Raw genomic sequence first — 23,825 nt, 5'->3', positions numbered from 1 at the left:
CCCGACCGTCAACGGCCGGCCGAGGCCGCTCCCGGACCGGTGACGGCGAACGCCTGATGATCGCCCCATGCCGTGTGAACGGCCGCACGCCGGACCCTCCCCCGCAGAAGCAAGCCGTCGCCCTGGTGACCGGCGTGCAGGCCTGCGCGCCGCGGCTCCGCCGCCGGGCCATCGCATGGACCCATGCCCACCCCTGCGATGACACAGACGGTAGTGAGGCGAGTGCCTGCGAGATCAGGAGCCTGATCACCGCCCCGGAGCAGCACCCCTCGCGGGGATCCGCCCCGCCTTGCAGGCTGACGGTACGCGCGCGACCCGGACCGGCTGCGTGAGCTCCGGCCTGGTCATCATCCCGATCGGCCTCTCCTCCCTGGCCGTATGGCAGGGCGGCACCGGACTCCACCGGGCCCAGGCGCGCGACGGAACCCCCCATCAGGCACCGGAGGTGCTGTGAGCCCGAAGACGTGGAGGTCCCTCATCCGGAAATCGCGCGCGGCTGGGCGCGGACCGACGGCCGCGCCGTCGTGCTCCTCGAAGAGGATCCGGCCGCCCTCCCCCTCCTGGCAAGGCGCGCCGTCGACGTCCTCGGCTTCGTCGACGAGCGCGGCGTCGATCCAGTGCTCCACACCTCGCCCCACGGGGTCGGTGCCGCCGGCGAGCGGTGCCGGCGCGCGCATGCGCTCCTTGTGGCGGCGACGGCCCGGCACTGCACGGTCGCGGTCGCGGTCGTCAACGTCACCGTGCGCACCCGGGAGCGGCCGGCACCACTGAGCACAGGTATCCGCTTGTGGGCCTTGCGCAGAGCCCGGTTGCCGGCTTCCTTGCGGCCTGGCGCCGTCAGGCCGGGTTCTTCTCCCGGCTCCGGCTCCGGGTCGGCGCTCGGCCCCACGCGAGGGCGTACGCGCGGGCCGCGGCACGCGGGTCCTCGGCGGCGCAGATCCCGGACACGACCGCTGCCCCCGCCGCGCCGGCCAGCCGCAGGTGCGGCACGTCGGCCGGGTTCACGCCGCCGATGGCCACAGCCGGCAGCTCGCTGGACCGGGCGAGCCGGGCGAAGCCGTCATGGCCGAGCGGGGGCGGGGCGTCCGACTTGGTGCGGGTGGCGTGCAGTGCGCCGATGCCGACGTGGTGGACGGCTGCCGGATCCCGGGCGGCGGCGCGCAGTTCATCGGGAGTGGCGGCGCTCAGGCCCAGGACCGCGTGCGGTCCGATCAGTGCGCGTACAGCGGCCGGAGGCAGGTCCGACTGCCCGACGTGGACCCCCGACACGCGCAGGCCCGCGGCGCGGGCGGCCAGGAACACGTCCACCCGGTCGTTGACGATCAACGCCACATGCTCCGGGAGCACCGCGGCCACCTCCGTGACCGTGCGCAGGAAATCACCGCCGTCGGCGTGCTTCTCGCGGATCTGCACCGCGGTGACGCCCCCCGCCAGCGCCTGGGCGACGGTCTCGGCCACGCTTCGGCCGCGGGCCCTGCACTGGGCCGCGTCCGTGACCAGGTAGACCGACAGATCGACCGGTGTGGCCGTCACGAAACGGCCGCCCGCTCGGCGATGTCCGACTCTCCCACCGCGGCAAGCGCGTCCAGGAACGCCACGGCGAAACTGCCGGGCCCGGCGGCCTGCTTCGCGGCCAGTTCGGCGGCCACCGTGTAGGCGGTGACGGCCGCCACCGTCGAGGCGAAGCGGTCTTCGTCCACTGCCGCGTAGGCGGCCATCACGGCGCCCAGTGCACAGCCGCCGCCCGTCACCCGGGTGAGCAGCGCGTCGCCGTTGGCGATGCGAGCCGTGCGCGTCCCGTCGGTGACGAAGTCCACGGGCCCTGAGACGGCGACCACGCCGCCGGTCGCCGCGGCCAGGCGCCGTGCCGATTCCTGCGCCGCCTCGACGCCGTCGGAGGAATCCACTCCGCGGCCGCCGCCGCCCGCTCCCGCCAGCGCGATGATCTCCGAGGCGTTGCCCCGCACGACCGTCGGCCGCAGTTCCAGGAGCTCGCGCGCCAGCGCGGTGCGCACGGGCAGTGCGCCGACGGCCACCGGGTCGAGCACCCACGCGGTGCCGGCCGCGGCAGCCGCCCGTGCGGCCTCGGCCATGGCGGAGCGCTGCTCGGCGTGCGGGGTGCCGAGATTGACCAGGACGCCCGAGGCGACCTCGGCGAACGGTCCGGCCTCCCCCGGTATGTCGACCATGGCGGGTGAAGCACCCAGCGCCAGCAGGACGTTGGCGGTGAACCCGGTCACCACCGAATTGGTCAGGCACTGGACGAGCGGCGAGTGGGCCCGTACGCGCGAGAGCGCCTGCGCGGCGAAGGCGGTGTGATCGGCGGAAGTCGGGGGCATGCGGACTCGCTCCTTGGAGGACGGACGGTGTACGGGCGCCGGCGGCGGTTCCGGGCGACGGGAAAGGCGGGGCGCGACGGCTCAGGGCCGCGGATGACGGCGCAGACGCAGGCGCAGCGGGGTGTACACCCCGAGGGCCACGAGGAACGCCACGTAGTAGGAGAGGTCCGCGCCGTGCAGGGCCTCCGCCACGGGGCCGACGTACAGGCTGGTGTCCATGAACGGCACCGCCGCGCCGAAGGCGGCCACGAACGCGACGACGGCGGCCCAGCCGGGCTGCGGCCGGCCCGTCTCGGCATCGAGGTCGATCTCCGCGCCCGCCCGCGCCCGTGCCCGGGCCAGCCAGTCGACGATGACGATCGCCACGAACCCGGGAATCCAGTAGCCGACGAACAGCAGCACGTTCTGGAAGCGGGCGGTGGTGTCGGCCGCGTGCATCCACAGCACGAGGGGGAAGCCCAGTAGCGCGGCGAAAGCGGCCGCGGCCGGGCGGGGAACGCGTACACCGACGGTCTGCAGGGCCAGGGATCCGCTGTAGTCGTTCATGGCGTTGCTGCACAGGGCCGCCAGAGCCACGGCGAGCAGCCCGAACTCCCCCAGTGGCCCGCCGCCCAGCAGCTTGGCCACGCCCGCGGCGGTCTGGTCGGTCAGGACGGACGCGCCCCACAGCCCGAGGGCCTGGACGCCCACGAACGACACCACCAGGCCCGCCAGGGTGTACCAGAACATGCGCGGGCCGGAAGTCGTCCTGGGCAGGTACCGGCTGAAGTCGCTGGCGTACGGCGCCCAGGAAAGGGCCAGGCTCAACGCGATGGTGCTCGTCAGGACGAACGCCCCGCCCCGGTCGGCGCCATGGGCGGAGCCGGTGACCGCGGGGTGGACGCCGTCGAGCAACTTCCAGGCGATCAGCGCGAACGCGGCGGCGAGCACGAACGTCATGACGATCTGGAGCCGGTGGATCGCCTCGTAGCCCAGGACGCCGAGAGCGCCCTGGGCGAGCATCATGACCAGGACCCCGAGCCAGAACGGCCAGCCGCACAGCCGCGCCAGTGCGTCCCCGCCGAACAGCCCGATCAGCGCGTCCCAGGCGACCGAGGACACCCACTGCAGGACGCCCGGCACCGCGACGGCCCCGCCGAACGCGAGCCGGGCCAGCGGCAGCTGCCCCGCGCCGGTCCGGCTCCCCCATGTGCCCAGATAGGCGGTGGGTATCGCGCCGACCACGGTGCCCAGCACCACGGCCGCGAGTGCGGTGGCGAAGTCCAGGCCGAGGGCTATGCCGATGGTGCCGGTGAACACGCCCGTCATGGTGAGGTTGGGGGCGAACCACACGGTGAACAGGCGCCCCGGGCCGCCGTAGCGGTTGCTCTCCGGGACCGGCTGAATGCCGTGCGCCTCGATCCGCAGATCGCCGGCGGCCACCGGCATGCGCCCGTCGAAGACTGTGGGTCGGCCGTCGGCGGGCAGACCGCCGGAAACATGCGCCAATGGCATGGAAGACATCCCTCCGCCAGTGCGAACTGGTTCAGGTTCGACGGGTGTGATCTCAGCCCCCGAATGGGGCACCCCGTGTCCGGTAGGGCACAGACTAACCCGACGGCGGAGCCCGGCGCGTCGATGGGGCGGAACCGCGCGGGCGGGCATCGCCCGCGGCTCAGCCGGGAAGGCGGCTCCGCCGACCCGTTCCTTCCCGCGCGAATGAGGGTGCTCCCAGCGGGAGAGAAGGCGCCGGACGCATCCGGAGGTACAGTCTGCGCCGATCGGCTGAACACCACGGAAGAGAGCCACGGCTGTGACGCAGGAGACGTGGAAGGACCTGGACGCAAGGGTGTCCGAGAGGTTGACCGCCGCATCGGACGGTGAGCGCGTTCTGTTCGCAGTGGCAGTTGCAGAACGCCTGATGCGGACGCATGAGCGGCTGCCGAAGGAGGACCGGTTCGAGTTCACCTTGAGTCTCCGGCCGCTGCTCAACGCCCTGTGGGAAGCCGCCCTCGGCGACTCGACGGCCTTTGCGGAGATCAAACGCGGGCTTGGCTCGTTCTACCTGAGCGACTTCTGCCACAACGACGGGCAGGACGGCCCTGACGATGCTGACGACTCCGCTGCCGCTGCGGTGCTCCACGCCGCCGAGACCTATATGCACGGCTGTGCGGACTTCGCGATCTGGGTGAGCGGCCGAGCCGTCGAAGCCATGGATCAGCTGATGTACGAGAGCGACGACGACGAGGGCGACCTCGAACAATCACTCGCGGAGGAGTTGCGGCGGCAGTTGCGAGACCTCGACCGGATCGCGGTATTCGCCCGGGAGGTCAAGCACGCAAGGATGGGCCTGAGCGTCGGCATGACGGCCCGACTGCGTGAGGCCTTGTACGTCCCCCTGTCCCGGCCGGACGGTTCGGACTAGGGACCCGCGGCCGTACCGGCCCGCCTGGGGCACAGGTCCGGTGGCCCGGGTCTCACGGCGGGGGCCGCCTGCTATGGTGCGCCGATGTCAGCGATCAAGAAGTTCCAAGTCACCTTTGACTGCGCGGAACCCGAGCGCGTCGCCCGCTTCTGGTGCGAGGTGCTGGGGTATGTCATGCCGTCCCCTCCGGAGGGGTTCGCCACCTGGGACGACTACAACCGCACCCTGCCTCCTGCCGAGCAGAGTTCATGGTCCGCCTGCAGTGATCCCTCGGGCGTGGGCCCCCGCCTGTACTTCCAGCGTGTCCCCGAAGGCAAGACCGCCAAGAATCGGGTGCATCTCGACGTCCGGGTCGGCACCGGGCTGGTGGGGGACGAGCGCCTCGCCGTGCTCGAAGCCGAGTGCGCGCGACTGGTCGCGCTCGGCGCCACCCACGTGCAAACGCTGTACGCCGATGGAGAAAACGAGTCGTGCATCCCCATGCTGGACATCGAGGGCAACGAATTCTGTGTCGACTGAGCACGCACTCTGTGAGCCGGGGAGGCGGGGAGCCGCCTCCCCGGGGCCTCTCCGAAGGCCGGACGGAATCAGCGCTGTTGCCGCTTTATTTCCTCAACCCTTGCCCTGCCACGCCTTATCGCCCATGGGGCGGCTATCAGGCCCGCAAGAGCAATCGCACCCGAACTGACCAAGGTTTCGGTCCAAGGTGTTCCGCTCTGCCTCGAAACCACGATCGCCGACGCAGTCACCACAGCGTCGACCCCGAGCAGGACTGCCCATAGGCGGCCCGTGGACATCGATCCATCAGACATAGGCCGTACCTTAACTCGCTCTCCTGCGAGGGTCCGCCCGGAGATGACGAAGCTGCCGTCCGGCGGACAGCCGGTCACAGCAGCTGGTTGCGTTCCAGCGAGAAGAAGCTCACCTGGCAGTAGTCGTGGATGAGCGAGGGCAGCCGGCGAAGGTGGTCGGCGCGGATCGTGTTGTAGACGTCGTGTCTGGTCATTCCCGGCGCGGGTGTGTAGGTGCCGGAGAAGGTCATCAGATCCTGTTCGCGGTGGCTGAAGGTGATGATGAAGCAGTACTCGACGAGGGGCTCCTCGGGGTGGGGCATGGCTGCCTCTCAGTGCCGTGGGGACGCTGTTGTCACTGAGGACGAACGAATGATCCACCAGGTTGCGGGCGCCGGCCCCCCGGTCGGCCGTGCCCTGTCGAAAGCGGCTGGTGGCCGACCACGCTCTGTGTCCGCGTGGACCGGGCCGTCGACGCGGGTCGTGGTCGGCGTGGGTGCCCGTTCGTGGGGCGGTCGGGGTCAGGCGTCGAACTCGGTGAGGTCGATGGTGTGGACACGCAGCCGGAAACCGTACTCCGGGTGCGTGGTCTCGCGCTGCGGCGCCATGCCGAGCTTGCGCATGACGTTCTCGGAGGCGTTGTCACCGACCCGGGCAATGCCGATCAGGCGCTCCAGGCCGCGGTCCTGGAGCGCGAACTCCATCGCGGCGTGGGCGGCCTCCGAGGCGTAGCCCTGGCCCCAGAACTGCCGTCCCAGCCGCCAGCAGACCGACACCTCCGGCATCACCTCCGGCAGGAACTCCGGCAGGGTCAGGCCGGTGAAACCGGCCAGTTCGCCCGAGGCCAGCATTTCGACGGCGAAGAGCCCGAAGCCCTCCTCGTCCCATTCCTCCTCCCACCGCTCGATGGCTTCCGCCGTATGTTCCAGGTCGCGCACGGAGCCGTCGCCGACCCAGCGCATGACCTGCGGGTCGCCGTTGATCTCGGCCATGGGCACCAGGTCGTCGTCCTGCCAGCGGCGCAGGAGCAGGCGGGGGGTCTGGATCTCGGTCATGGGTTCATCCTGGCGAAGACGAAGCCGCAACGGTAATCGGCGCGGGCAAGGGCGCGCTCGCGACCCGCCCGCCCCGCGGGCCACCACCGGATGACGACGTATCCGTCGCCGCCGGTCTCGCCGTTGCCATCGGGGACGCCGGTGCCTCCTGCGCCGCCGATACCCGCACCCGACGGTGCCGGCTGGATGACGCGGTCCCCTGCCGGACGGTCTCCCTGGCCCGGCACGGGCCCGACATCACCGGCTAGCCCTGGAGGGAGTCGAGCCAGCCGGTCAGCAGGCGGTTGACCTCCTCGGGGCGCTCCTGCTGGATCCAGTGTCCGCAGCCGTCCAGGACGTGGGTGGCCGCCAAGCCGGGGAGGGTGGCCGGGTAGGCGTCGATCGCGTCGGCCATCCAGGTCGTGGAGGCGTCCAGGGCGCCCCCGATGAACAGGGACGGCTGCTTGATCGGGGCGCCGGCGTACTGGGCGAGGTCCTCCCAGTCGCGGTCCATGGTGCGGTAGCGGTTGAGGGCCCCGGTCATGCCGGTGCGCTCGAACTCCCCGGCGTACACGTCGAGATCGTCCTCGGTCAGCCAGGCCGGCAGCTTGCCGCCGGGGAAGCGGTCACGCAGCCGGCCGCCGGTGCGGGCCACGAAGTGCGGGTCGGGCTCGCCCTGGGCGGGCATGGTGTCGGCGGACAGGGCCGCGTAGAAGCCCGCGAGCCAGCCCCGGATGTCGGGCTCCATCTCCGCTTCGGCCCGGCCGGGCTCCTGGAAGTACGAGACGTAGAACTCCTCCTCTCCGCCCATCTGCGCGAAGACGTCGGTGGGGCGGGGGCCGCCGGGCGGCGTGTAGGGGACGCTGAGCAGCGCGACGGCGCGGAAGACCTCTGGGTGGAGCAGTGCGGAGGACGCGGCGATGTTGGAGCCCCAGTCGTGTCCGACGACCGCGGCAGTCTCCTCGCCCAGAGCGTGCACCAGGGCGACGTTGTCCTGCACCAGGTCGAGCATCCGGTAGGCGTCCGTCGCGGCCGGCCTGGAGGAGCGGCCGTAGCCGCGTACGTCGAGCGCCACTGCCCGGTACCCCGCCGCCGCGAGCGCCGGGAGTTGGTGTCGCCAGGAGTACCAGGACTCGGGGAAGCCGTGGACGAGCAGGACCAGCGGCCCTTCGCCCTGTTCGACCAGGTGCAGACGGCCGGCGGGCCCCTCGATGGTGCGGTGGCGCAGGTCGGCGGACGGCGAGGGCTGGTGCATGGTGTCTCCTCGGTTCACGGGCGGCCGTGGTTGCCCACCGATCATGCGGCGAGGCGGCCGGCCGAGGCGAGGACCCTTGCCAGTCTGGCAAACTTGCAGGGCAGGGCCACGGAGGTGGCACGGCACGGCCGGAGGGAGCGGGGTGACGGTGACCGACGACGGCGTGTCCGACGCCCTGGCGGCCATGGGCCCGCGGCTGCGGGCCGCGCGTGAGCGACGTGGCGCCACGCTCTCCGGCGTCAGCCGCACGACCGGCATCTCGCCGAGCACGCTGTCGCGGATCGAGACCGGCCGGCGCAAGCCGACCCTGGAGGTTCTGCTGCAGCTCGCGAAGGCCTACGGCATCTCCCTGGACGAGCTGGCCGGCACCGCACCCGCGGCCGCCACCGGTCCGCGCGCCCCGCTGCCGCAGCGATCCGGCAACGACAAGACGGTGCTGCCGCTGACCCCCTACGTGGGGGGACTGCACGCCCACAAGCACGTCCTGCCCGCCGTCGACGCGCCGCCGGCGCGGCCGCGGCAGACCTCGCACGACGGGTACGAATGGCTGTGCGTCCTGTACGGGCGGCTGTGGCTGGCGCTCGGCGAGCAGGACCTCGTCCTGAGCGCCGGGGACGTCGTCGAGTTCGACACCCGCACCGCGCACGGAGTCGCGAACGCCGGACCCGGCGGACCGGTCGAATATCTGATCATGTTCGGGCCGCAGGGAGAGCGCCTCCGGCCGCGCACCCCTCCGGCCCGCGGTCCCAGGGCCCGGCCCTAGGGAGCTTCGGCCCGGCCGGGTCGGCAGGGCTGCGGCAGAGGCGGCGAGCGAGGACACCTCAGGCGGCCGGTTCGGCTCGCGCGGTCCCGGCCCGCGCGGCGCAGGGCCGGCCGGGATCTCCTGCGAGGCGGTACCCCCTCCCCCGCACGACGACGCGATCCGGCCATTTGTTCGAAAGGGATTGCCCGCCCGGGCACCAGCTGTCACCGTCGTGCGCGGCCGCCCGGCGGCCTCTCGACCCGGTCGCTCGTCAGATGTTCCGTCGAAGGAGACCTCCGCAGTCATGAGAAACGCCTTACGCCTTCCCGCCCCGGACGCAAGACCCGGCTGGCGCGCCCGGATCGTGAGTCTCGCGGCCACCGCGGCGATCCTCACGGCGGCCACCCTGATGGGCGCCGGCCCGGCGATGGCCGCGCCGGCGCCCATCAAGCTCACCTCGTCGTCCTGCCCGACCGACATCGTTCAGGGCCAGGTGAGCGGCTGCGTCACCGAGCTGCAGAACCTGCTCAACGCCCACGGCGCGGGCCTCGTGGTGGACGGCGAGTTCGGGGCGAACACGTACTACGCGGTGCGCGAGTTCCAGGCCGCCACCGCGATCGCCGTCGACGGCCGGGTGGGCCCCCAGACCAAGAGCAAGCTCTACGCGACCGGGGGCACCGCGCCCGCACCGGTCAACCTCACGTCCTCCTCGTGCCCGGCCAACATCGTGCAGGGCAGCAAGAGCGGCTGCGTCACCGAACTCCAGCGGCTGCTGCGCCACTTCGGCTACGAAGTCAGCGTGGACGGCGAGTTCGGCCCGGAGACGTACAGCGCGGTCCGGAGCTTCCAGTCCTCGCACGGCCTCTCGGTGGACGGCGAGGTCGGCCCGAACACCAAGGCCGCCCTGTACGACACCGACGAGGCGCCGTCGACCGGCCTCGACCTGCGGTCCTCCTCGTGCCCGGCGAACATCGTCGAGGGCCAGACCGGCGGCTGCGTCGCGACCCTGCAGGCGCTGCTCAACGGCAAGGGCCAGCACATCGACGTCGACGGTGAGTTCGGTCCCGCGACCCTGGCGGCCGTGAAGTCCTTCCAGTCCTCGCACGGCCTGTCCGCCGACGGCGAGGTCGGCCCGAACACCAAGGCCGCCCTGTACTCCAACATCGGCGGTGGCGGCGGCAGCGGCGCCCCCGCGCCGATCAACCTCACCTCCGGCTCGTGCCCGACTGACATCGTCAAGGGCCAGCGCAGCGGCTGCGTCACCGAGCTGCAGAGCCTCCTCAACCACCACGGCGCCGATCTCGCCGTCGACGGCGACTTCGGGCCCATGACCGACAGCGCGGTGCGGGACTTCCAGGCCGAGAAGGGCCTCGCGGTCGACGGCAGGGTGGGCCCGAACACCAAGGCCGCCCTGTACGGCGCGGTCACCCCGCCCACGTCGCCCCCGCCCGGCGGCGGGTACGCCAAGCTCCTCGACGTCGCCGCCGCCGAGGTCGGCACGGTCGAGGGCAGCGCCCGGGCCAACAGCTACGGGGCGTCGGTGGGGCTCTCCCTGTCCACCAACAACTACGCCTGGTGCGCGACGTTCGTGAGCTGGGTGGCCAGGCAGACGGGTGCCACCTCCTACCGCAACAGCTACGTCTCCGGCTGGGTGAAGCAGGCACGGGCCGGCAACTACCACCTGTCGGTGACGACCAGTCCGCAGCCCGGCGACATCGTGGCCTTCGACTGGAACGGCGGGAGCAACTTCAACGACGGCCAGGAGCACATCGGCATCGTGCGGACGGTGAGCGGCGGTTCCTCCTTCACCACCGTCGAGGGCAACACCGGCAACCCCAACGGTGGAAAGGACGGCGTCTACGTGAAGAACCGCGGGACTAACCTGGGGTACGACGTGGTCTTCATCCGGGTCCGCTGACCCGGGACTCGTACGGCAGCGGCGCCGCGCCACGACACACCGGGTGCGGCGCCGCCCGGCCGGTGCGGAAGCCGCCGGAGCCTGTCCCTGCGGTGCACGGACGGCTTCGGCGTCAGGCGCTTCCGGCTCGTATCTCCTGGAGCCCGGGGACGAGCGCCCGGTCAGCAGCGTTCGAGTGCGGCACGGACCCGGCTGAGCCCCTCCGCTCTCCAGTGGTCCCGGTCGGGCATCCGGTCGTCCCGTCGCCAGCGCCAGGCGGAGAACATGGCCCAGTTCAGGGCGCGGCACCGACGGATCAGTGAGTGGTCGGCGCCCGGGTAGTGCCTTCCCACTTCTTCCGGGGCGTGGGCGAGGTCGAACTCGATCGGGCCGCGGCAGCACGTGGCGAGGTCCACGAAGAGCGGCCCTCGTCTCGTGTGGAGGAGGTTGCCCGGATGCGGTTCGCCGTGCAGCAGCTGGTCGCCGGCCTTCTCGCTGCTGATTGCGGCGCTCAGTCCGCCGAGGGTGTCGCGGAGGAGGTCCCGGTCGGATTCCGCCAGCTCGGGCGACCGCTGCCGGTCGTTCACCTCGCTCAGTGCCGCGGTGACCCGGTCGATGGCGTGCGGTGCGTCCAGGTCGATCCGGCGCAGGGCGGTGTGGTGCCGCAGGAGCGCGTCCGCGTAGTCGGCCGGCGCGATCGCCGGCTCCGCGGGCTCGTAGTAGGTCCAGAGCGAGACGGCGAAGGCATCACGCACGTACACGCGCGGGTCGACCCGAGGCTCGAGCTCGGCCACCGGAGCGTCGGCTTCGGCGAGACGGCGGGCGACCTCCACCTCGAACTCGGAATCGGCCAGTTGCCCCGGAGGCGCGACCCGGGCCAGAACATCGCACGGGACCAGGCGCAGCGCGACGCGGTCCGAGTCGTGGACGACGACCACATCGTCGACCCGAAGACCCAGTTCCGACGCGGTCGCCCGTCCTGCCGCAACCGCGCGGCGGAGTTCGAAGGGCTCCATTCCGTCCTCCATCCGATTCCGGCCTGCTGGTCGACCGCACGGGATGCGGTACCGGTTCCGTCCGGGACGAGGTCACAGGGCCGCCTGTTGGGCCGCTTGGTACTTGTCCCAGAGCGGCTGCGCTTCCGTGCAGTCGCGGGCGGCCCCGTCCCGGCAAGTGGTGCACGAGGTGGAATGATCCAGCCACGCTCGGTACGCCGCCTGGACGGCCTGGTTCACCTGGGTCACACGGGCCCGGACCACGGCACCGGGACCCGAGCCGGTCTCCAGCCAGCGCTCCGTGAACCCGGACTCCCCCATGTCAACGACTCCTCAACCTCGCCGGATCCCGCATCCGGCAGCCTGCCCCGACAGCAGACCCCCAATGTATCGACCCATGGCGCGGTGCATCTCCAACTGCCGCATGATTCCGGGCATCTCCAGCAACTCGGCCGTGAGGCGTGGCAAGAACGCCGGCCGTGGGACGGGCCGGTGGCCGTCGCTCCGCACGAGGCGGCCGGCGAGGACGAAGGCGGGTGCCGTCGCCGCGATGAGTCCTGCGGCGCCCACGGGTCTGCCTCTCGTCAGGGACAAGCCTCTCATCGGGAGTAAGCAGTGGGCCTCATCCACATCGAGCTGTTCGCGACCCTCGACCTCGTCGGGCAGGCGCCCGGCGGCCCCGACGAGGACCCGGTGGGGTTCCCGTTCGGGGGCTGGCAGGCGCCCCTGCTGGACGAGGTCGCCGGGGCGCAGGTAGGGGCCGCGTACGAGGGCACGGACGCCCTCCTGCTCGGCCGGCGGACGTACGACATCTTCGCCGCGTACTGGCCGCACCAGAAGGGCGGCGAGGACGGCGAGATCGCCGCGCTCTTCAACAGCGTCCCGAAGTACGTGGCCTCGCGCGGCAGGCCGGACCTGTCCTGGGCCGGGTCGACGCGGCTCGGCCCGGATCTGGCCGGCGCGGTGCGCGAGATCCGTGACCGTCACGAGCACGTGAAGGTCGTCGGGAGCCTGGACCTGGTGCAGACCCTGCTGCGGGAGAAGCTCTTCGACCGTCTCGACCTGTGGGTGCATCCGATCGTGCTGGGGGTCGGGAAGAAGGTGTTCGACGGTGGTGCGGTGCCCACGAACGTCACGCTCCTCGAACCGCCGGTGGCCAACCCGAAGGGCACCGTGTACCTGCGTTACGGCCTCGCCGAGGGCACGCCCGCGACGGGGGACATGAGCGCACCCGATCGCGGGGCCGGGCGCGACGACTGACGCCGCCCCACGCCGGGCGGGCCCGTCGTCCCCGTGCCGCGACCGGATGGTCGGGGCCGCGGTTCCGGGCCTGCCCGGCGCAGGCGTGAGGGGAAAGGGCGGCAGCCGGCGGGTGCTCAGGCGTCCTCGCCCGCGTGTGCGAGCAGTTCCTCGGGCGACCAGGCCAGGCGTCCTTGCGCGCAATCGGCCAGCACGCCCCGGACCCACGTCAGCTCCGCCGCCGTCATCGTGCGCACGTACCCCAGCTCCAGCGTCGCGATCCGCGGCAGACCGCTCTCCGCTTCCCGGACGAGGTCCGCGTCGTGCCGGGCGAGGGCCGTCTCCAGGGCCTCGGCGCGACGGCTGAGCGCATCCCGCAGCGCCTCCGGTGTCAGCATCATCAGCAGCGAGAGCGCGGCGGGGAACTCCGGGAACTCCTGCTTCGGCGTGGAGAGCATCTCGTCGAGCCAGCGGTGCGCCGTCGCGCTGCCGGTGTCGGTGACCTCGTAGACCGTGCGCTCCGGGTACTGCGCGTCCCGGCCCGTCTCACGGACGGCGATCAGTCCGGCGGCGAGCAGCCGGTCCATGGTCCGGTACAGGCCGGCCCGCTGGCCGACGTTGACGACCTGGTCCTTGCCCCATTCCCTGAGCAACCGCTGGACGCCGTAGGGGTGCAGCGGCTTGTAGTGCAGCAGGGCCAGCACGGTCAGGGCGAGGGGGGAACTCCGGGGCGCAGCGCTCATGCCCCGATGCTACCCACGGTCGAACTAGTTGACTAGCAACTAGTTGCAGTGCAACTATCGATTCATGACGAACTCGACTGGCACGACGAACGGCAAGGTCCGCTCCGCACTGGTCATCGGCGGCGGTGTCGCCGGGCCCGTCACGGCGATGGCGCTGCAGCAGGCGGGCGTCGAGGCGACTGTCTTCGAGGCGTACGACCGCCCGGCCGAGGGGGTCGGCGGCGGCATGGGCCTGGCGCCGAACGGATTCCAGGCGTTCGACGCGATCGGCGTGGGCGACGCGATCCGCGCCGTCAGCACGGAGATGAACGGCATCGTGCTGAGGAGCTGGAACGGCAGGAAGCTGGCCGAGTTCGGCACGTTGCCCGGCATCGACCCGACGCGCTTCGTGCTCCGCGCGGAACTGTTCCGGACCTTGCGTGAGGCGGCCGCGCAGCGGGGCGTGAGCACCGTCCACGGCAAGCGCATCGTCGACGCGAGCGAGGACGCCGCCGGTGTCACCGCGCGCTTCGAGGACGGCAGCACCGCGACCGCCGACGTGCTGATCGGCGCGGACGGGCTGCGCTCCACGGTCCGCCGCCTCATCGACCCGGCCGCCGCAGCGCCGCGGTTCGCGGGCACGGCCGGGTTCGGCGCGATGGTCGCCGGCACCGGCGTCGCCTCCACCGGCGGCATGATGCAGATGGCCTTCGGCAAGCGGTGCTTCTTCGCCTGGCAGGTCCTCGACGACGGCACGGGCATCTGGTTCGTCAACCTGCCGGTGGCGCGGCCGCTGTCGACCGACGAGCAGCGCGAACGCGGGGGCGCCTACTGGCTGAAGCACCTGGCCGAGGTCTGCGAGGGCGACGCCACCCCGGCCGAGCAGATGCTGGCCGCCACCGACCCGGCGACGATGCTCTTCGCCGGCAGCACGGAGAACCTGCCGCACTCGGTGCGCTGGAGCCGCGGCCGCATGGTCCTCACCGGGGACGCCGCCCACGCCCCCTCCTCCAGCTCCGGCCAGGGCGCCTCGCTCGCCGCGGAGAGTTCCGTCGAACTCGCCCGCTGCCTGCGCGACCTGCCCCTGCCGCAGGCGCTGACCCGCTACGAGGAGCTGCGCCGGCCCCGGGTCGAGCGGATCATCAAGGAGACCGCCCGCACCAACGCCCGCAAGGCCGCGGGCCCGGTCGCGCGGGTGGTCCGCGACGCGCTGCTGCCGGTGATGTTCAAGCTGGCCAAACCCGACAGGAACGCCTGGCAGTTCCGGTACCCGATCGACTTCGACGCCCCGGTGGCGTGACGGGAACGGGCCGGCCCCGAGGGGCCGGCCCGCGTCCGCCTGCGCCGGACAACCGGCGGTTACTGCTTCTTGAGCGTGAAGTCGCCGGTGACGGTCTCCCCCTTCCTGACCTTCATCGTGGTCGCCACCGGGCGGTAGCCGTCCTTGGCGACGATGACGTCCAGCGGGTTGTTGCGGGAGTCCAGCCACAGGGAGTAGGTGCCGTCGGCGGCGGTCCTCAGGGAGTAGTCGGCGGCCCAGCTGCCGATCTCGACGGTCGCGCCGGCCAGCGGCTTGGTGGTGCCGTCGCTCTGGACGCCCCGGACGGTGCCGGTGATCTTGCCCCAGGTCTTCGGCGGGTCGACGTGCAGGGACACCGGGACCTTCCGCATCCCGTACGGGCTGTCGTTGTCCAGCGCCAGCTGCGCGGTGAAGTCGCCCGGCTGCGTGATCTCGGGCACCGAGGCGTCCAGCGTGACGGTGACGGTGGTGCTCGCACCGGGCTGCAGGGTGAAGTGCCGGGCGCTCGTCCTCAGCCACGGGACGTCGGTCGTGCCGCCCTGGTCGTATCCGGGCAGGAGTTCCACGGTGCTGCTCGGGGTGTACGGCTCGCTTCCGCCGCCGATCTTGTAGAGCCCGAGTGCGGCACCGCCGCGGTAGGTGGCCACGTTGGCGTTGGGCAGGGCGGTCCAGGCGCCGGCCTCCGGGTCGTAGGCGAAGACCTGGTTGGTGATGGCCTCGTGGCTGATGCCGCTGGACATCACGAGCCGGTCGTTCGCCGCGGTGGCGGACGAACTCCACAGCGGGATCGGCAGGTCGGGAAGCGACGTCCAGGTGTCGGCGGCCGGGTCGTAGACGTAGGCGTGCTTGCTCTCACCGAGGGAGTCGGCGTCACCGCCGGCGCAGTAGAGCTTGCCGTTGATGCCGCCGCACGACTCCCAGGCGACGCGCTCCGGGTAGTCGGCGATCCGGGCCCACGAGTCGGTGTCGGGGTCGTAGGCGTACGCCTCGGCGGTGCCGCAGCGGTCGTCGCAGCCGCCGACCGTGTAGAACTTGCCGTCGAGCGCCGCGTTGCCCTGGCCCGCGTAGGCCGCGGGGGACGGCGCCCCGGTGCTCCAGCGGTCGGCGACGGGGTCGTAGATCTCCAGCTTGGGATCGGTGGTGCTGTCCGGGAGCCAGCCGCCGACGGTGTAGAACTTGCCGTCGACGAACTGGCCCGACGGCGCCTCCCGGCGGTCGGTCGCACTGGCCACCTGGCTCCAGCCGCCGACGACGGGGTCCAGGACGTACATCGCGTTGCTGACGTCGAAGCCGGTGTAGCCGAAGGCGGAGTAGACCTTGCCCTCGTAGGTGCCGACCGCGTTGCCGAGGACGGTCTCCGGGAGGTTGGGCGCGGTCTGCCAGGCGTCCCCGGACGGCGCGGCGGTGCGCTTCGCGGCGGTCGGGGCCGCGCCCGTCTTGCTGGCGTGCAGGGAGAAGTGCCCCTTGACGGTCTGGAGGGGCGCGCCGCTGCCGCGGGCCTGGGACTGGAAGCCTCCGGCCCGTTCGCCCAACGTCACGGTGACGGGGGCGCCTCCGGTGTTCTTGACCGTCATGTTCCGCGTGGCGGACTTGCCCCAGCCGAGGGTGGCCCCGACGATGTCCGGCGTCACGGTCAGCTGCCCGGCCTTGAGCTTGTAGGAGGCCGAAACGGCGCTGTCGGCCGCGATGCCGACGGTCTTGGTCTGCTCCGTGTAGCGCGGCCTCGCCGCGCTGATCTCGTGCTTTCCGAGTCCGGGCGAGAACATGAGGTAGAGCCCGTCACCGACTGCGGGGTCCTCGGGGGTCGCGACGCTCGTCGCGGTCGCCCCCGGCTCGCCCTTGACGGTGACGCCGGCGCCGACCAGGCCCTCGCCGGTGTTGGCGTCGGTCACGGTGCCGGTGACCAGGCCGCCGGGAGTGGCCGTGTAGCCGCGGTCGCCGACGAAGACGTCGTCGACGCCCCACCACCAGGCGAACTCGGTGACGAAGTGGAAGCGCACCCGGACGTCCCGCTTGCCGGCGAAGCCGTCGAGCGGGATCTCGACCTTCGCGTGGTCCGTGAAGCCGGGTGCCGCGGTCCACAGGGACTTCCAGGAGGCGCCGTCGTCGGAACTGGCGTCGATGGAGAGCGCCTTGCCGTCGGACACCCAGTACATGGCGTCGAAGGCCACTTCGGGATCGGTCGCGTCGGTCAGGTCGTAGGCGGGGCTGATCAGCTGGGTGTCGTAGGGCGAGCCGATCGTGGGGTTGTCGGCGATGGCGAAGGCTCCGTCGCCGCCGGTCTGGTTGCCGCGTCCTGACGGGTCGTCGAAGGTCCAGCCGCCCTCGCTGCCGTCGGCGTTGACGACGCGCCAGCCCTGCGGGGCGGAGTCGGTGGAGGCGAAGTGCTCGGTGGCACCGTCGAGGTGCACGGCGTACCCCGGTGCGGTGGCCTTCCAGGGGTCGGCCGGCAGGGACAGCTGGATCGACTGGGGCGCGTCGGTGACGGTCAGGTGCCTGGTCGCCGTCGTGTAGCCGGGCAGGGACGCGTCGGCGTGGAGGGTGTAGTCGTGGCCCTCGGGGAGGCTGAGGGTGAAGGCACCGGTGGCCGGGTCGGTCCACACCGGGCCGCCGGGGACGCCGTCGACGGTGATCCTGGCGTACAGCGGCCAGCCGTGGCCGGAGCCGTCGGTGACCTTGCCGGAGACGGCCTGGCTGGGGACCGGCTTCAGCGCGAAGTCCCGCATGAGGGTGCCGTCTTCGGTGATGTCGACGTCCTTGGCGGTGCCGCCGGCGTAGCCGTAGGCATCGACGGTGATGTCGTAGTGGCCCACCGGGAGGCCCAGGGTGTAGCGGCCGTCGGCGCCGGTGTGCGTGACGTTGTCCGTTCCCGCGTTGACGGTGGCGCCGGCGAGGGGCTTGCCGGTGGCCTGGTCGGTGACGGTGCCGGACAGGGTCCCGTGCGGGCCGGTCCGGAAGGCCCGCAGTCCGTCGGGGGTGCCGAGACCGGTCGGGCCGTCGTATCCGGCGGCGCCGGAGCACAGGTAGGCCGGGGCGCAGGTGCCGTTGTCGCCGGTGGTGACGTCGAAGAGCCCGCCGTCCGCCGCGTAGGGGTAGGAGTTCGGGTAGGTGCCCGCGACGGGGGTGCCGGCGTTGGCGTAGACCGCGGCGATGATGGGCGAACCGGCGCTGGTGCCGCCGAACTGCGCCCATCCGCCGCCACCGTAGGTCTGGTACACCGCCACGGGGGTGCCGGGGTCGGCCACCGCGGAGACGTCGGCGACGGCGCGGTTGGCGCAGCCGGTGTCCTTCTGGAAGGCGGGCTTGGGCACGTAGAGCGAGCACCCGGACCCCGCGCCGCCCCAGGCGGTCTCGGACCAGCCGCGGCTGGTCCCGCTGTCCGCGGTCAGGGAGGTGCCGCCCACCGCGGTCACGTGGGACGAAGCGGCCGGGTAGGAGACGCCGTAACCGAAGTCGCCCGAGGAGGCGACCATCGCGACGCCGGGGTGGTTGTAGTGGGCGTCCAGCACCGTCGTCTGGTACGGGTCCTCACCGCTGCCGAAGCGGTAGTCGGTGCCGTACGAGTTGGAGACGAACTTGGCGCCGAGCTCCACCGCCTTGTCGACGGCGGCGCCGAGGTCCTCGAAGCCCGGGGTGTCGGCCTCGACGAGCAGGATGTGCGCGTTCGGCGCGATCGCCGAGACCATGTCGAGGTCGAGGGAGATCTCCCCGGCCCAGTCCGGGTCGGGCTGCGGGTAGTCGGTGCCGCCGCGCTGGTCGACCTTGCGGAAGCACCCGTTGTCCGTGGTGCAGGCGGGCAGGCCGTACTGCGCGCGGTAGACCGCCATGTCGTCCTCGGCGGTCGGGTCGTCGAAGGCGTCGACGATCGCGATGGTCTGCCCCGCCCCGCCGCCCGCCGGGACGTTGTAGGCCGAGCGCAGATCGGCCGGGCCGAACCCGCCCGGAGCCGCCTGGGTGCGCAGACCCTTGGACGGCTTCACATCGGTGCGGCGCAGGGCGTAGCAGGTGGCCTCGCCCTTCCTGGCGGCGCCGCACGCCGCCTCGTACGGCGCCTGGCCGTCCGCGGCCGCGGGCGCACCGGCGGTCGCGGCGGAGGGCGCCGCGGCCTGGGACGGTGTCTGGATGCCGAGGACGGCCATCGCGGCGGTGACGATCACCGCCGGCCAGGTGGACATCCGCCGCCGCAGCGGTGGAACGGATATGTGTGGTACGCGCAACGTCCGACTCCCAAGTCATCACAGGAACGCGGAAACATGAAGGTTCGACAGCGAACTTCTGTGGTCGCCGGGAGTCCATTAGCGGAGAGATCTTGCATCCGTGTCAACACCGAAAAGGGCGGAAAAGGGCCGCCGCTTTACGCTCTCCGGTGCGGCCGGCGTGAATGCGTCCGGATACCGGATAGTAGACGTGATCAATGGCGCCGCGAGTAACAGGTCCCACCGATGCCGGTGATTGGCGCATGCATCGCCCGATTCCCGACCTGCCGCCCGGACGGCGCCTCCGGGCATGTGTGCCCCGCTTGCGGTCAATTGGCACCCATGACGCGATGTGCCGGGGCATCGGCCGACATCCCCGCCTTTCCCGGATTCCGTGCGCGGGCAGGGTCGGGGCATCACCGCCGCGCAAAATCCCGTCAATTGTTTGCCCGGCGATGTTTATTCGCTCGCGAGCTTATCCGCCGTACGACGGGAACGGAATTACCCGTTCCCCCGGTTCGCTCCGTCCGATCCGGCGCGATCGGCTCAACCGGCCACCTGAATCGGAGAAGCGATGTCTAATGGGGCCCGCAGTGAATGGATTCATTCGCAGCCGGGCCCCTGTTGACCGCGCATCACCGGACGGACGGGAACACTTACTTGCACATATCAAGAAAGCTCACGCGTTTCGGGCGGCACAGACTCACCGCCGGCCTGACGGTGCTGGGCCTGTCGCTGCTCACCCTGCTGGGGACGCAGGCGCCGGCCACCGCGCGGACGCCGGCCGGTGCGACGCGCGAGGCCGCGGACCCCGCCCGGGACAACGGACTGTCCGTGGAGCCCTCCTGCTCCACTCCGAAGAAGAACGAGTTCGCGTGCTTCGCGCTGCGCCGCACGGACCTCGCGACCGCCAGGCGGGCGTCGGAGCCGGCCGGGTACGGCCCCGCCGATCTGCGGAGCGCCTACGACCTTCCCCCGGGCGGCGGCACCGGCCGTACCGTCGCCGTGGTCGCCGCGTACGACGGCCCCACCGCCGAGCAGGACCTAGCGGTGTACCGGCAGCAGTACGGCCTGCCGCCCTGCACGAGCGACAACGGCTGCTTCCGCAAGGTCGACCAGCGCGGCGGCCCCGACTACCCGCAGCCCGACCCCGAATGGGCCGGGGAGATCTCGCTGGACCTGGCCATGGTCTCCGCCGTGGCGCCGAACGCGCACATCCTGCTGGTCGAGGCCGACAGCGCGGACCGCGAGGACCTCGGGGCCGCCGTCGACCAGGCCGTCGCGCTCGGCGCCAAGTTCGTCTCCAACTCCTACGGCTCCTACTACGACAGTCTCCCCGGGGGCGGTGAGGACCCCGCCGAGACCACCGACCCGCACTACAACCACCCCGGTGTCGCCATGGTCGTGGCGTCGGGAGACCTGAACTACGGGGTTCCCTATCCCGCCGCGTCCCCCTACGTCACCTCGGTCGGCGGGACCTCCCTCGCCCGTGACCCGAGCACTCCGCGCGGATGGTCGGAGTCGGTCTGGAGCAACGGCGAGCGCGGCACCGGCTCGGGCTGCTCCGCGTACCAGACGAAACCGGCCTTCCAGAAGGACACGGGGTGCCCCCGGCGCACCGTCGCGGACGTCTCGGCCGTCGCGGACCCCACCACCGGCGTCGCGGTCTACCAGAGCTACGGGCAAAGCGGCTGGCAGGTCTACGGAGGGACCAGCGCGGCCACACCCATCATCGCCGGGATCTACGCGGCCGCCGGAACGCCGGCGGCCGACAGCTACCCCAACTCCTACCCCTACGCCGCCGGCGGCGGCCTCAACGACGTGACCAGTGGGTCCAACGGCGAGTGCGACCCTTCCTATCTGTGCACCGCGGGGACCGGATACGACGGACCGACGGGACTGGGCACACCCCGCGGCCTCGGCGCGTTCCGCGGCGGGCCGCGCGGGGAGGTCGCGGGGACGGTCACGGACTCCGGGACCGGCGAACCGGTGGCCGGGGCCGCGATATCCGGCGGTGACGTCGTGGTGCACTCCGACGCCACGGGGGCCTACACCCTGTCCCTGCCAATCGGGACCTACGACATCTCGGTCGAGGCGTTCGGCTACGCGACCGCGACCACATCGGATGTGACGATCACCGACGGAGCCGCCCTGACGAGGGACTACGCACTGCACACGGTCCCCAGCCGCACGATCACCGGGAAGATCACCGACGGATCCGGTCACGGCTGGCCGCTCTACGCCAGGATCGTCGTGGACGGCTCACCCGGCGGCCCGGTGTGGAGCGACCCCGCGACCGGCGCGTACAGCCTCGACCTCCCCCAGAACCGGGCGCACACCCTGCGGATCACGGCCTCCCTTCCCGGCTACGAGGAAGTCACCCGGCACCTCGCGGCAGGCACGACGGCGCAGAAGCTCGACGTCCCGGTGCCCGCCGACGTCTGGTCGGCGGGCGGCCCCGCCTACGCGCCGAAGCTGACCGGCCCGACCCAGGAGTTCACCTCGGCGGACTCCGCGCCCGAGGGCTGGAAGGTCGTCAACGCCGAGGGAACACAGGGCGGCTGGGCGTTCGACGACCCCGGAGCGCGGTCCAACACCACCGGCGGCGACGGCGGTTTCGCGGTGGTGGACAGCGATCACTACGGGTACCCGGCCGCCCAGGACTCCAGCCTGGTCAGTCCGCGGTTCGACTTCACCGACGTCGCGGTCCCCGAGCTGGCATTCGACACCGACCTGAAGCCGTTCTTCGGTCAGACCGCCGACCTCGACGCCAGCACCGACGACGGCGGGACCTGGACGAACATCCGGTCCCTGACCACCGACGCGGCCGGCCCGAAGCACCTCGACGTACCCCTGGCCGCGTACGCGGGCAAGCCCTCGGTCCGGCTGCGGTTCCACTACACCGCCTCCTACGCCTTGTGGTGGGCCGTGGACAACGTCTTCATCGGCGGCCGGGGACTCACGCCCACCCCGGCCGGACTGATCAACGGAACCGTCACCGACGCCAACACCGGCGCCGGGCCGGCATCCGCCACCGTCACCGACCCCGACCGGCCCGCCCTGAGCACGACCACGGCGGCGACGCCCGACGACCCGAACCTCGGCGACGGCTTCTTCACCCTGACGGCCCCCCTGGGCCGGCACACCCTCACAGCGGCGGCACCGCGCTACACCGACCGGACCAAGACGGTCACCGCCCTCGCCGACAGCGCCGTCACCTCGTCGTGGAAGCTCAAGGCGGGCCAACTGTCCCTGAAGACCGACCCGATCGAGGCCACCGCGGTCCTCGGCAAAAGCGCGACCCACGAACTGACCGTCACCAACACCGGAGGCGCCCCGGCCACTTTGACGCTGGCGGAACGAGCGGGCTCCGGCGGCACCGAGGAAGGCGCCCCCCTCCGCCGCGTCACCCAGCGCCTCCTCCCGCGGTCCGGCGCCGACGGGCACACCGCGCAGATCGACGGCCGGACCACACGCACCGCCGGGCACACAGCGGCCTCCGCCACGGCCGGGCCGTCGGGTGACGCCTGGAAGCCCGTCACCGACCTGCCCACGGCCATCATGGACAACGTCGTCGACACCTACGGCGGCAAGGTCTACTCGGCGTACGGATACGACGGGGAGGACGACACCGGCGACCTGTACCGCCTCTCCCCCGACACGGGCACCTGGACCCGCCTCACGTCGTCCCCGCACCCGCGCCGCGCCCCCGCGCACGGCTTCATCGACGGCAAGTTCTACGCCGCCGGCGGATGGGGCAGCAGCACCGGCGGCATCGACCCGGGCCTGGACGTCTACGACCCGGTCCGCAACACCTGGACCAGCGGCGCGAAGGCGCCCAAGGCGTACGCCGGATCGGGCAGCACCGTCCTCGACGGGAAGCTGTACACGATCGGCGGCTGCTCGGCCACGAGCTGCGGCACGACCGACGCCTCCGTCTACGATCCCCGCGAGAACCGCTGGTCCGGGATCGCCCCCTATCCGGAGCCCATCGCCTGGCAGTCCTGCGCCGCCATCGGCACCAAGGTGTACTGCGCCGGCGGGGAGAGCGGAGGCGCCGTCGCCGTGTCCTCCGCGTACGTCTACAACCCCGCCACCGACAAGTGGTCGGACCTGCCCGACATGCCGATCCCGCTGTGGGGCGCGGCGTACACCGCGGCCAACGGACTGCTGCTGATCTCCGGCGGAGTCACCGACGACAGCCAGCTGACGAACCAGGGCTTCGCCCTCGACCCCGCGACCGGCGCGTGGAACGCCCTGCCCAACGCCAACACCCCCACGTTCAGGAGCGGCGGCGCGACGGGCTTCTACAAGGTCGGCGGAACGGTCGACGCCTACGAGCTCTCCCCCACCACCGCGGTCGAGCTCCTGCCCGGCTACGACCAGGCGGGACTGTCGGAGGTGAGCTGGCTCGGCGAGTCCGCCAAGAAGATCACCCTGGCCCCCGGTCAGAGGACGGTCCTCACGCTCACCTTCGACACCACGGCACTGGAGGTCGCGCAGCCCGGCGACATCGGCGCCCGGCTGGCACTGTTCACGGACACCCCCTACGCACTCCCCGACATCCCCGTCACGCTGCACGTCAACCCGCCGGGAACCTGGGGCGGCATCAGCGGGACGATCCTCGGGACGACCGCCACCGGAGCCACCGCTCCCCTGGCCGGCGCGACCGTGCAGATCGACAGCTGGGCGGGCTCCCACACGCTCACGACGCGCCCCGACGGCACCTTCGGGCTCTGGCTCGACACCCGCAACAACCCGCTGACCGTCATCGTCGCCAAGGACGGCTACCGGCCGACCGTGGCCACCGTCCGGCTCAGGAAGGGAGCCGTCGTCACCCACGACGTCACCCTGAAACGGGCATGACGAAGAAGGGCCTGCCCTCGGCCGCACGGCCGAGGGCAGACCCTT

18 protein-coding genes, 1 pseudogene and 1 riboswitch are annotated in these 23,825 nt (G+C 71.9%); of the genes and pseudogenes, 9 read left to right on the top strand and 10 right to left on the bottom strand.

Annotation, left to right across the window (positions count from 1 at the left end; all coding sequences use genetic code 11):
• Positions 1 to 328 precede the first annotated feature (328 nt).
• A complete protein-coding gene (locus ACFW3D_RS20660; protein ID WP_500505679.1) occupies positions 329 to 454 on the top strand; it encodes a hypothetical protein in 126 nt (41 codons plus the stop codon).
• 10 nt (positions 455 to 464) lie between these two features.
• Positions 465 to 701: pseudogene (locus ACFW3D_RS20655) on the top strand (non-homologous end joining protein Ku); the annotation flags it as partial.
• Between the two features lie 136 nt (positions 702 to 837).
• Here the strand turns inward: ACFW3D_RS20655 and thiE are convergent.
• The 3 genes from thiE to ACFW3D_RS20640 form a co-directional block, all read right to left on the bottom strand.
• The gene (gene thiE / locus ACFW3D_RS20650) at positions 838 to 1,533 is read right to left on the bottom strand and encodes a thiamine phosphate synthase (RefSeq protein WP_500505677.1); all 696 of its coding nucleotides are present in this window, start codon (positions 1,531 to 1,533) and stop codon (positions 838 to 840) included.
• The gene (thiM, locus tag ACFW3D_RS20645) at positions 1,530 to 2,339 is read right to left on the bottom strand and encodes a hydroxyethylthiazole kinase (RefSeq protein ID WP_500505676.1); all 810 of its coding nucleotides are present in this window, start codon (positions 2,337 to 2,339) and stop codon (positions 1,530 to 1,532) included. Before thiM ends, thiE begins: the two co-directional genes overlap by 4 nt.
• 81 nt (positions 2,340 to 2,420) lie before the next feature.
• Positions 2,421 to 3,833 (bottom strand): purine-cytosine permease family protein, encoded by a 1,413-nt coding sequence (locus ACFW3D_RS20640; protein WP_500505675.1) that lies wholly within the window; start codon positions 3,831 to 3,833, stop codon positions 2,421 to 2,423.
• Positions 3,825 to 3,919: riboswitch (TPP riboswitch) on the bottom strand. It overlaps the preceding gene by 9 nt.
• A 212-nt stretch (positions 3,920 to 4,131) precedes the next feature.
• Between ACFW3D_RS20640 and ACFW3D_RS20635 the strand changes: the two genes are divergently transcribed.
• On the top strand, positions 4,132 to 4,743 hold the full coding sequence (locus tag ACFW3D_RS20635; protein WP_500505674.1) for a hypothetical protein: 612 nt from the start codon (positions 4,132 to 4,134) through the stop codon (positions 4,741 to 4,743).
• Positions 4,744 to 4,827: 84 nt separating this feature from the next.
• Positions 4,828 to 5,262 carry a VOC family protein gene (locus tag ACFW3D_RS20630; protein ID WP_500505673.1) on the top strand — a complete coding sequence of 145 codons (435 nt, stop codon included), beginning with the start codon at positions 4,828 to 4,830 and terminating at the stop codon, positions 5,260 to 5,262.
• Between the two features lie 367 nt (positions 5,263 to 5,629).
• Here the strand turns inward: ACFW3D_RS20630 and ACFW3D_RS20625 are convergent, their stop codons facing one another.
• The 3 genes from ACFW3D_RS20625 to ACFW3D_RS20615 form a co-directional block, all read right to left on the bottom strand.
• On the bottom strand, positions 5,630 to 5,857 hold the full coding sequence (locus ACFW3D_RS20625) for a hypothetical protein (protein ID WP_500505672.1): 228 nt from the start codon (positions 5,855 to 5,857) through the stop codon (positions 5,630 to 5,632).
• 198 nt (positions 5,858 to 6,055) lie between these two features.
• Positions 6,056 to 6,589, bottom strand: a complete 534-nt coding sequence (locus ACFW3D_RS20620) for a GNAT family N-acetyltransferase (protein WP_500505671.1) — start codon at positions 6,587 to 6,589, stop codon at positions 6,056 to 6,058.
• 244 nt (positions 6,590 to 6,833) lie between these two features.
• A complete protein-coding gene (locus ACFW3D_RS20615; RefSeq protein WP_500505670.1) occupies positions 6,834 to 7,823 on the bottom strand; it encodes an alpha/beta fold hydrolase in 990 nt (329 codons plus the stop codon).
• 184 nt (positions 7,824 to 8,007) lie between these two features.
• Between ACFW3D_RS20615 and ACFW3D_RS20610 the strand changes: the two genes are divergently transcribed.
• The gene (locus ACFW3D_RS20610) at positions 8,008 to 8,586 is read left to right on the top strand and encodes a helix-turn-helix domain-containing protein (RefSeq protein WP_500505695.1); all 579 of its coding nucleotides are present in this window, start codon (positions 8,008 to 8,010) and stop codon (positions 8,584 to 8,586) included.
• Positions 8,587 to 8,869: 283 nt separating this feature from the next.
• Positions 8,870 to 10,483 carry a peptidoglycan-binding protein gene (locus tag ACFW3D_RS20605; protein ID WP_500505669.1) on the top strand — a complete coding sequence of 538 codons (1,614 nt, stop codon included), beginning with the start codon at positions 8,870 to 8,872 and terminating at the stop codon, positions 10,481 to 10,483.
• 161 nt (positions 10,484 to 10,644) lie between these two features.
• On the opposite strand, the gene ACFW3D_RS20600 is transcribed toward ACFW3D_RS20605, so the two are convergent.
• Complete coding sequence (locus ACFW3D_RS20600; RefSeq protein WP_500505668.1) at positions 10,645 to 11,478, bottom strand: phosphotransferase; 834 nt, start codon at positions 11,476 to 11,478, stop codon at positions 10,645 to 10,647.
• A gap of 72 nt (positions 11,479 to 11,550) precedes the next feature.
• Entirely contained in the window at positions 11,551 to 11,778 is a 228-nt protein-coding gene (locus ACFW3D_RS20595) for a hypothetical protein (RefSeq protein WP_500505667.1), read from the bottom strand.
• A 294-nt stretch (positions 11,779 to 12,072) separates the two neighbouring features.
• On the opposite strand from ACFW3D_RS20595, the gene ACFW3D_RS20590 reads away from it, so the two are divergent.
• Positions 12,073 to 12,717 (top strand): dihydrofolate reductase family protein, encoded by a 645-nt coding sequence (locus tag ACFW3D_RS20590; protein WP_500505665.1) that lies wholly within the window; start codon positions 12,073 to 12,075, stop codon positions 12,715 to 12,717.
• A gap of 116 nt (positions 12,718 to 12,833) precedes the next feature.
• Here the strand turns inward: ACFW3D_RS20590 and ACFW3D_RS20585 are convergent, their stop codons facing one another.
• Positions 12,834 to 13,439 carry a PadR family transcriptional regulator gene (locus tag ACFW3D_RS20585; protein WP_500505664.1) on the bottom strand — a complete coding sequence of 202 codons (606 nt, stop codon included), beginning with the start codon at positions 13,437 to 13,439 and terminating at the stop codon, positions 12,834 to 12,836.
• A 64-nt stretch (positions 13,440 to 13,503) separates the two neighbouring features.
• Between ACFW3D_RS20585 and ACFW3D_RS20580 the strand changes: the two genes are divergently transcribed.
• Entirely contained in the window at positions 13,504 to 14,718 is a 1,215-nt protein-coding gene (locus ACFW3D_RS20580; protein ID WP_500505662.1) for an FAD-dependent oxidoreductase, read from the top strand.
• A gap of 59 nt (positions 14,719 to 14,777) precedes the next feature.
• Here the strand turns inward: ACFW3D_RS20580 and ACFW3D_RS20575 are convergent, their stop codons facing one another.
• On the bottom strand, positions 14,778 to 18,857 hold the full coding sequence (locus ACFW3D_RS20575) for a carboxypeptidase regulatory-like domain-containing protein (protein WP_500505694.1): 4,080 nt from the start codon (positions 18,855 to 18,857) through the stop codon (positions 14,778 to 14,780).
• A gap of 717 nt (positions 18,858 to 19,574) precedes the next feature.
• Between ACFW3D_RS20575 and ACFW3D_RS20570 the strand changes: the two genes are divergently transcribed.
• On the top strand, positions 19,575 to 23,780 hold the full coding sequence (locus tag ACFW3D_RS20570) for a carboxypeptidase regulatory-like domain-containing protein (RefSeq protein WP_500505661.1): 4,206 nt from the start codon (positions 19,575 to 19,577) through the stop codon (positions 23,778 to 23,780).
• Positions 23,781 to 23,825: the final 45 nt, after the last annotated feature.

Origin of the sequence: Streptomyces sp. NPDC058864, assembly GCF_042742985.1 — a bacterium.
GTDB lineage: Bacteria > Actinomycetota > Actinomycetes > Streptomycetales > Streptomycetaceae > Actinacidiphila.
Note: the sequence above shows the minus strand (reverse complement) of the source record. Positions and strands in the feature narration are given on the sequence as shown.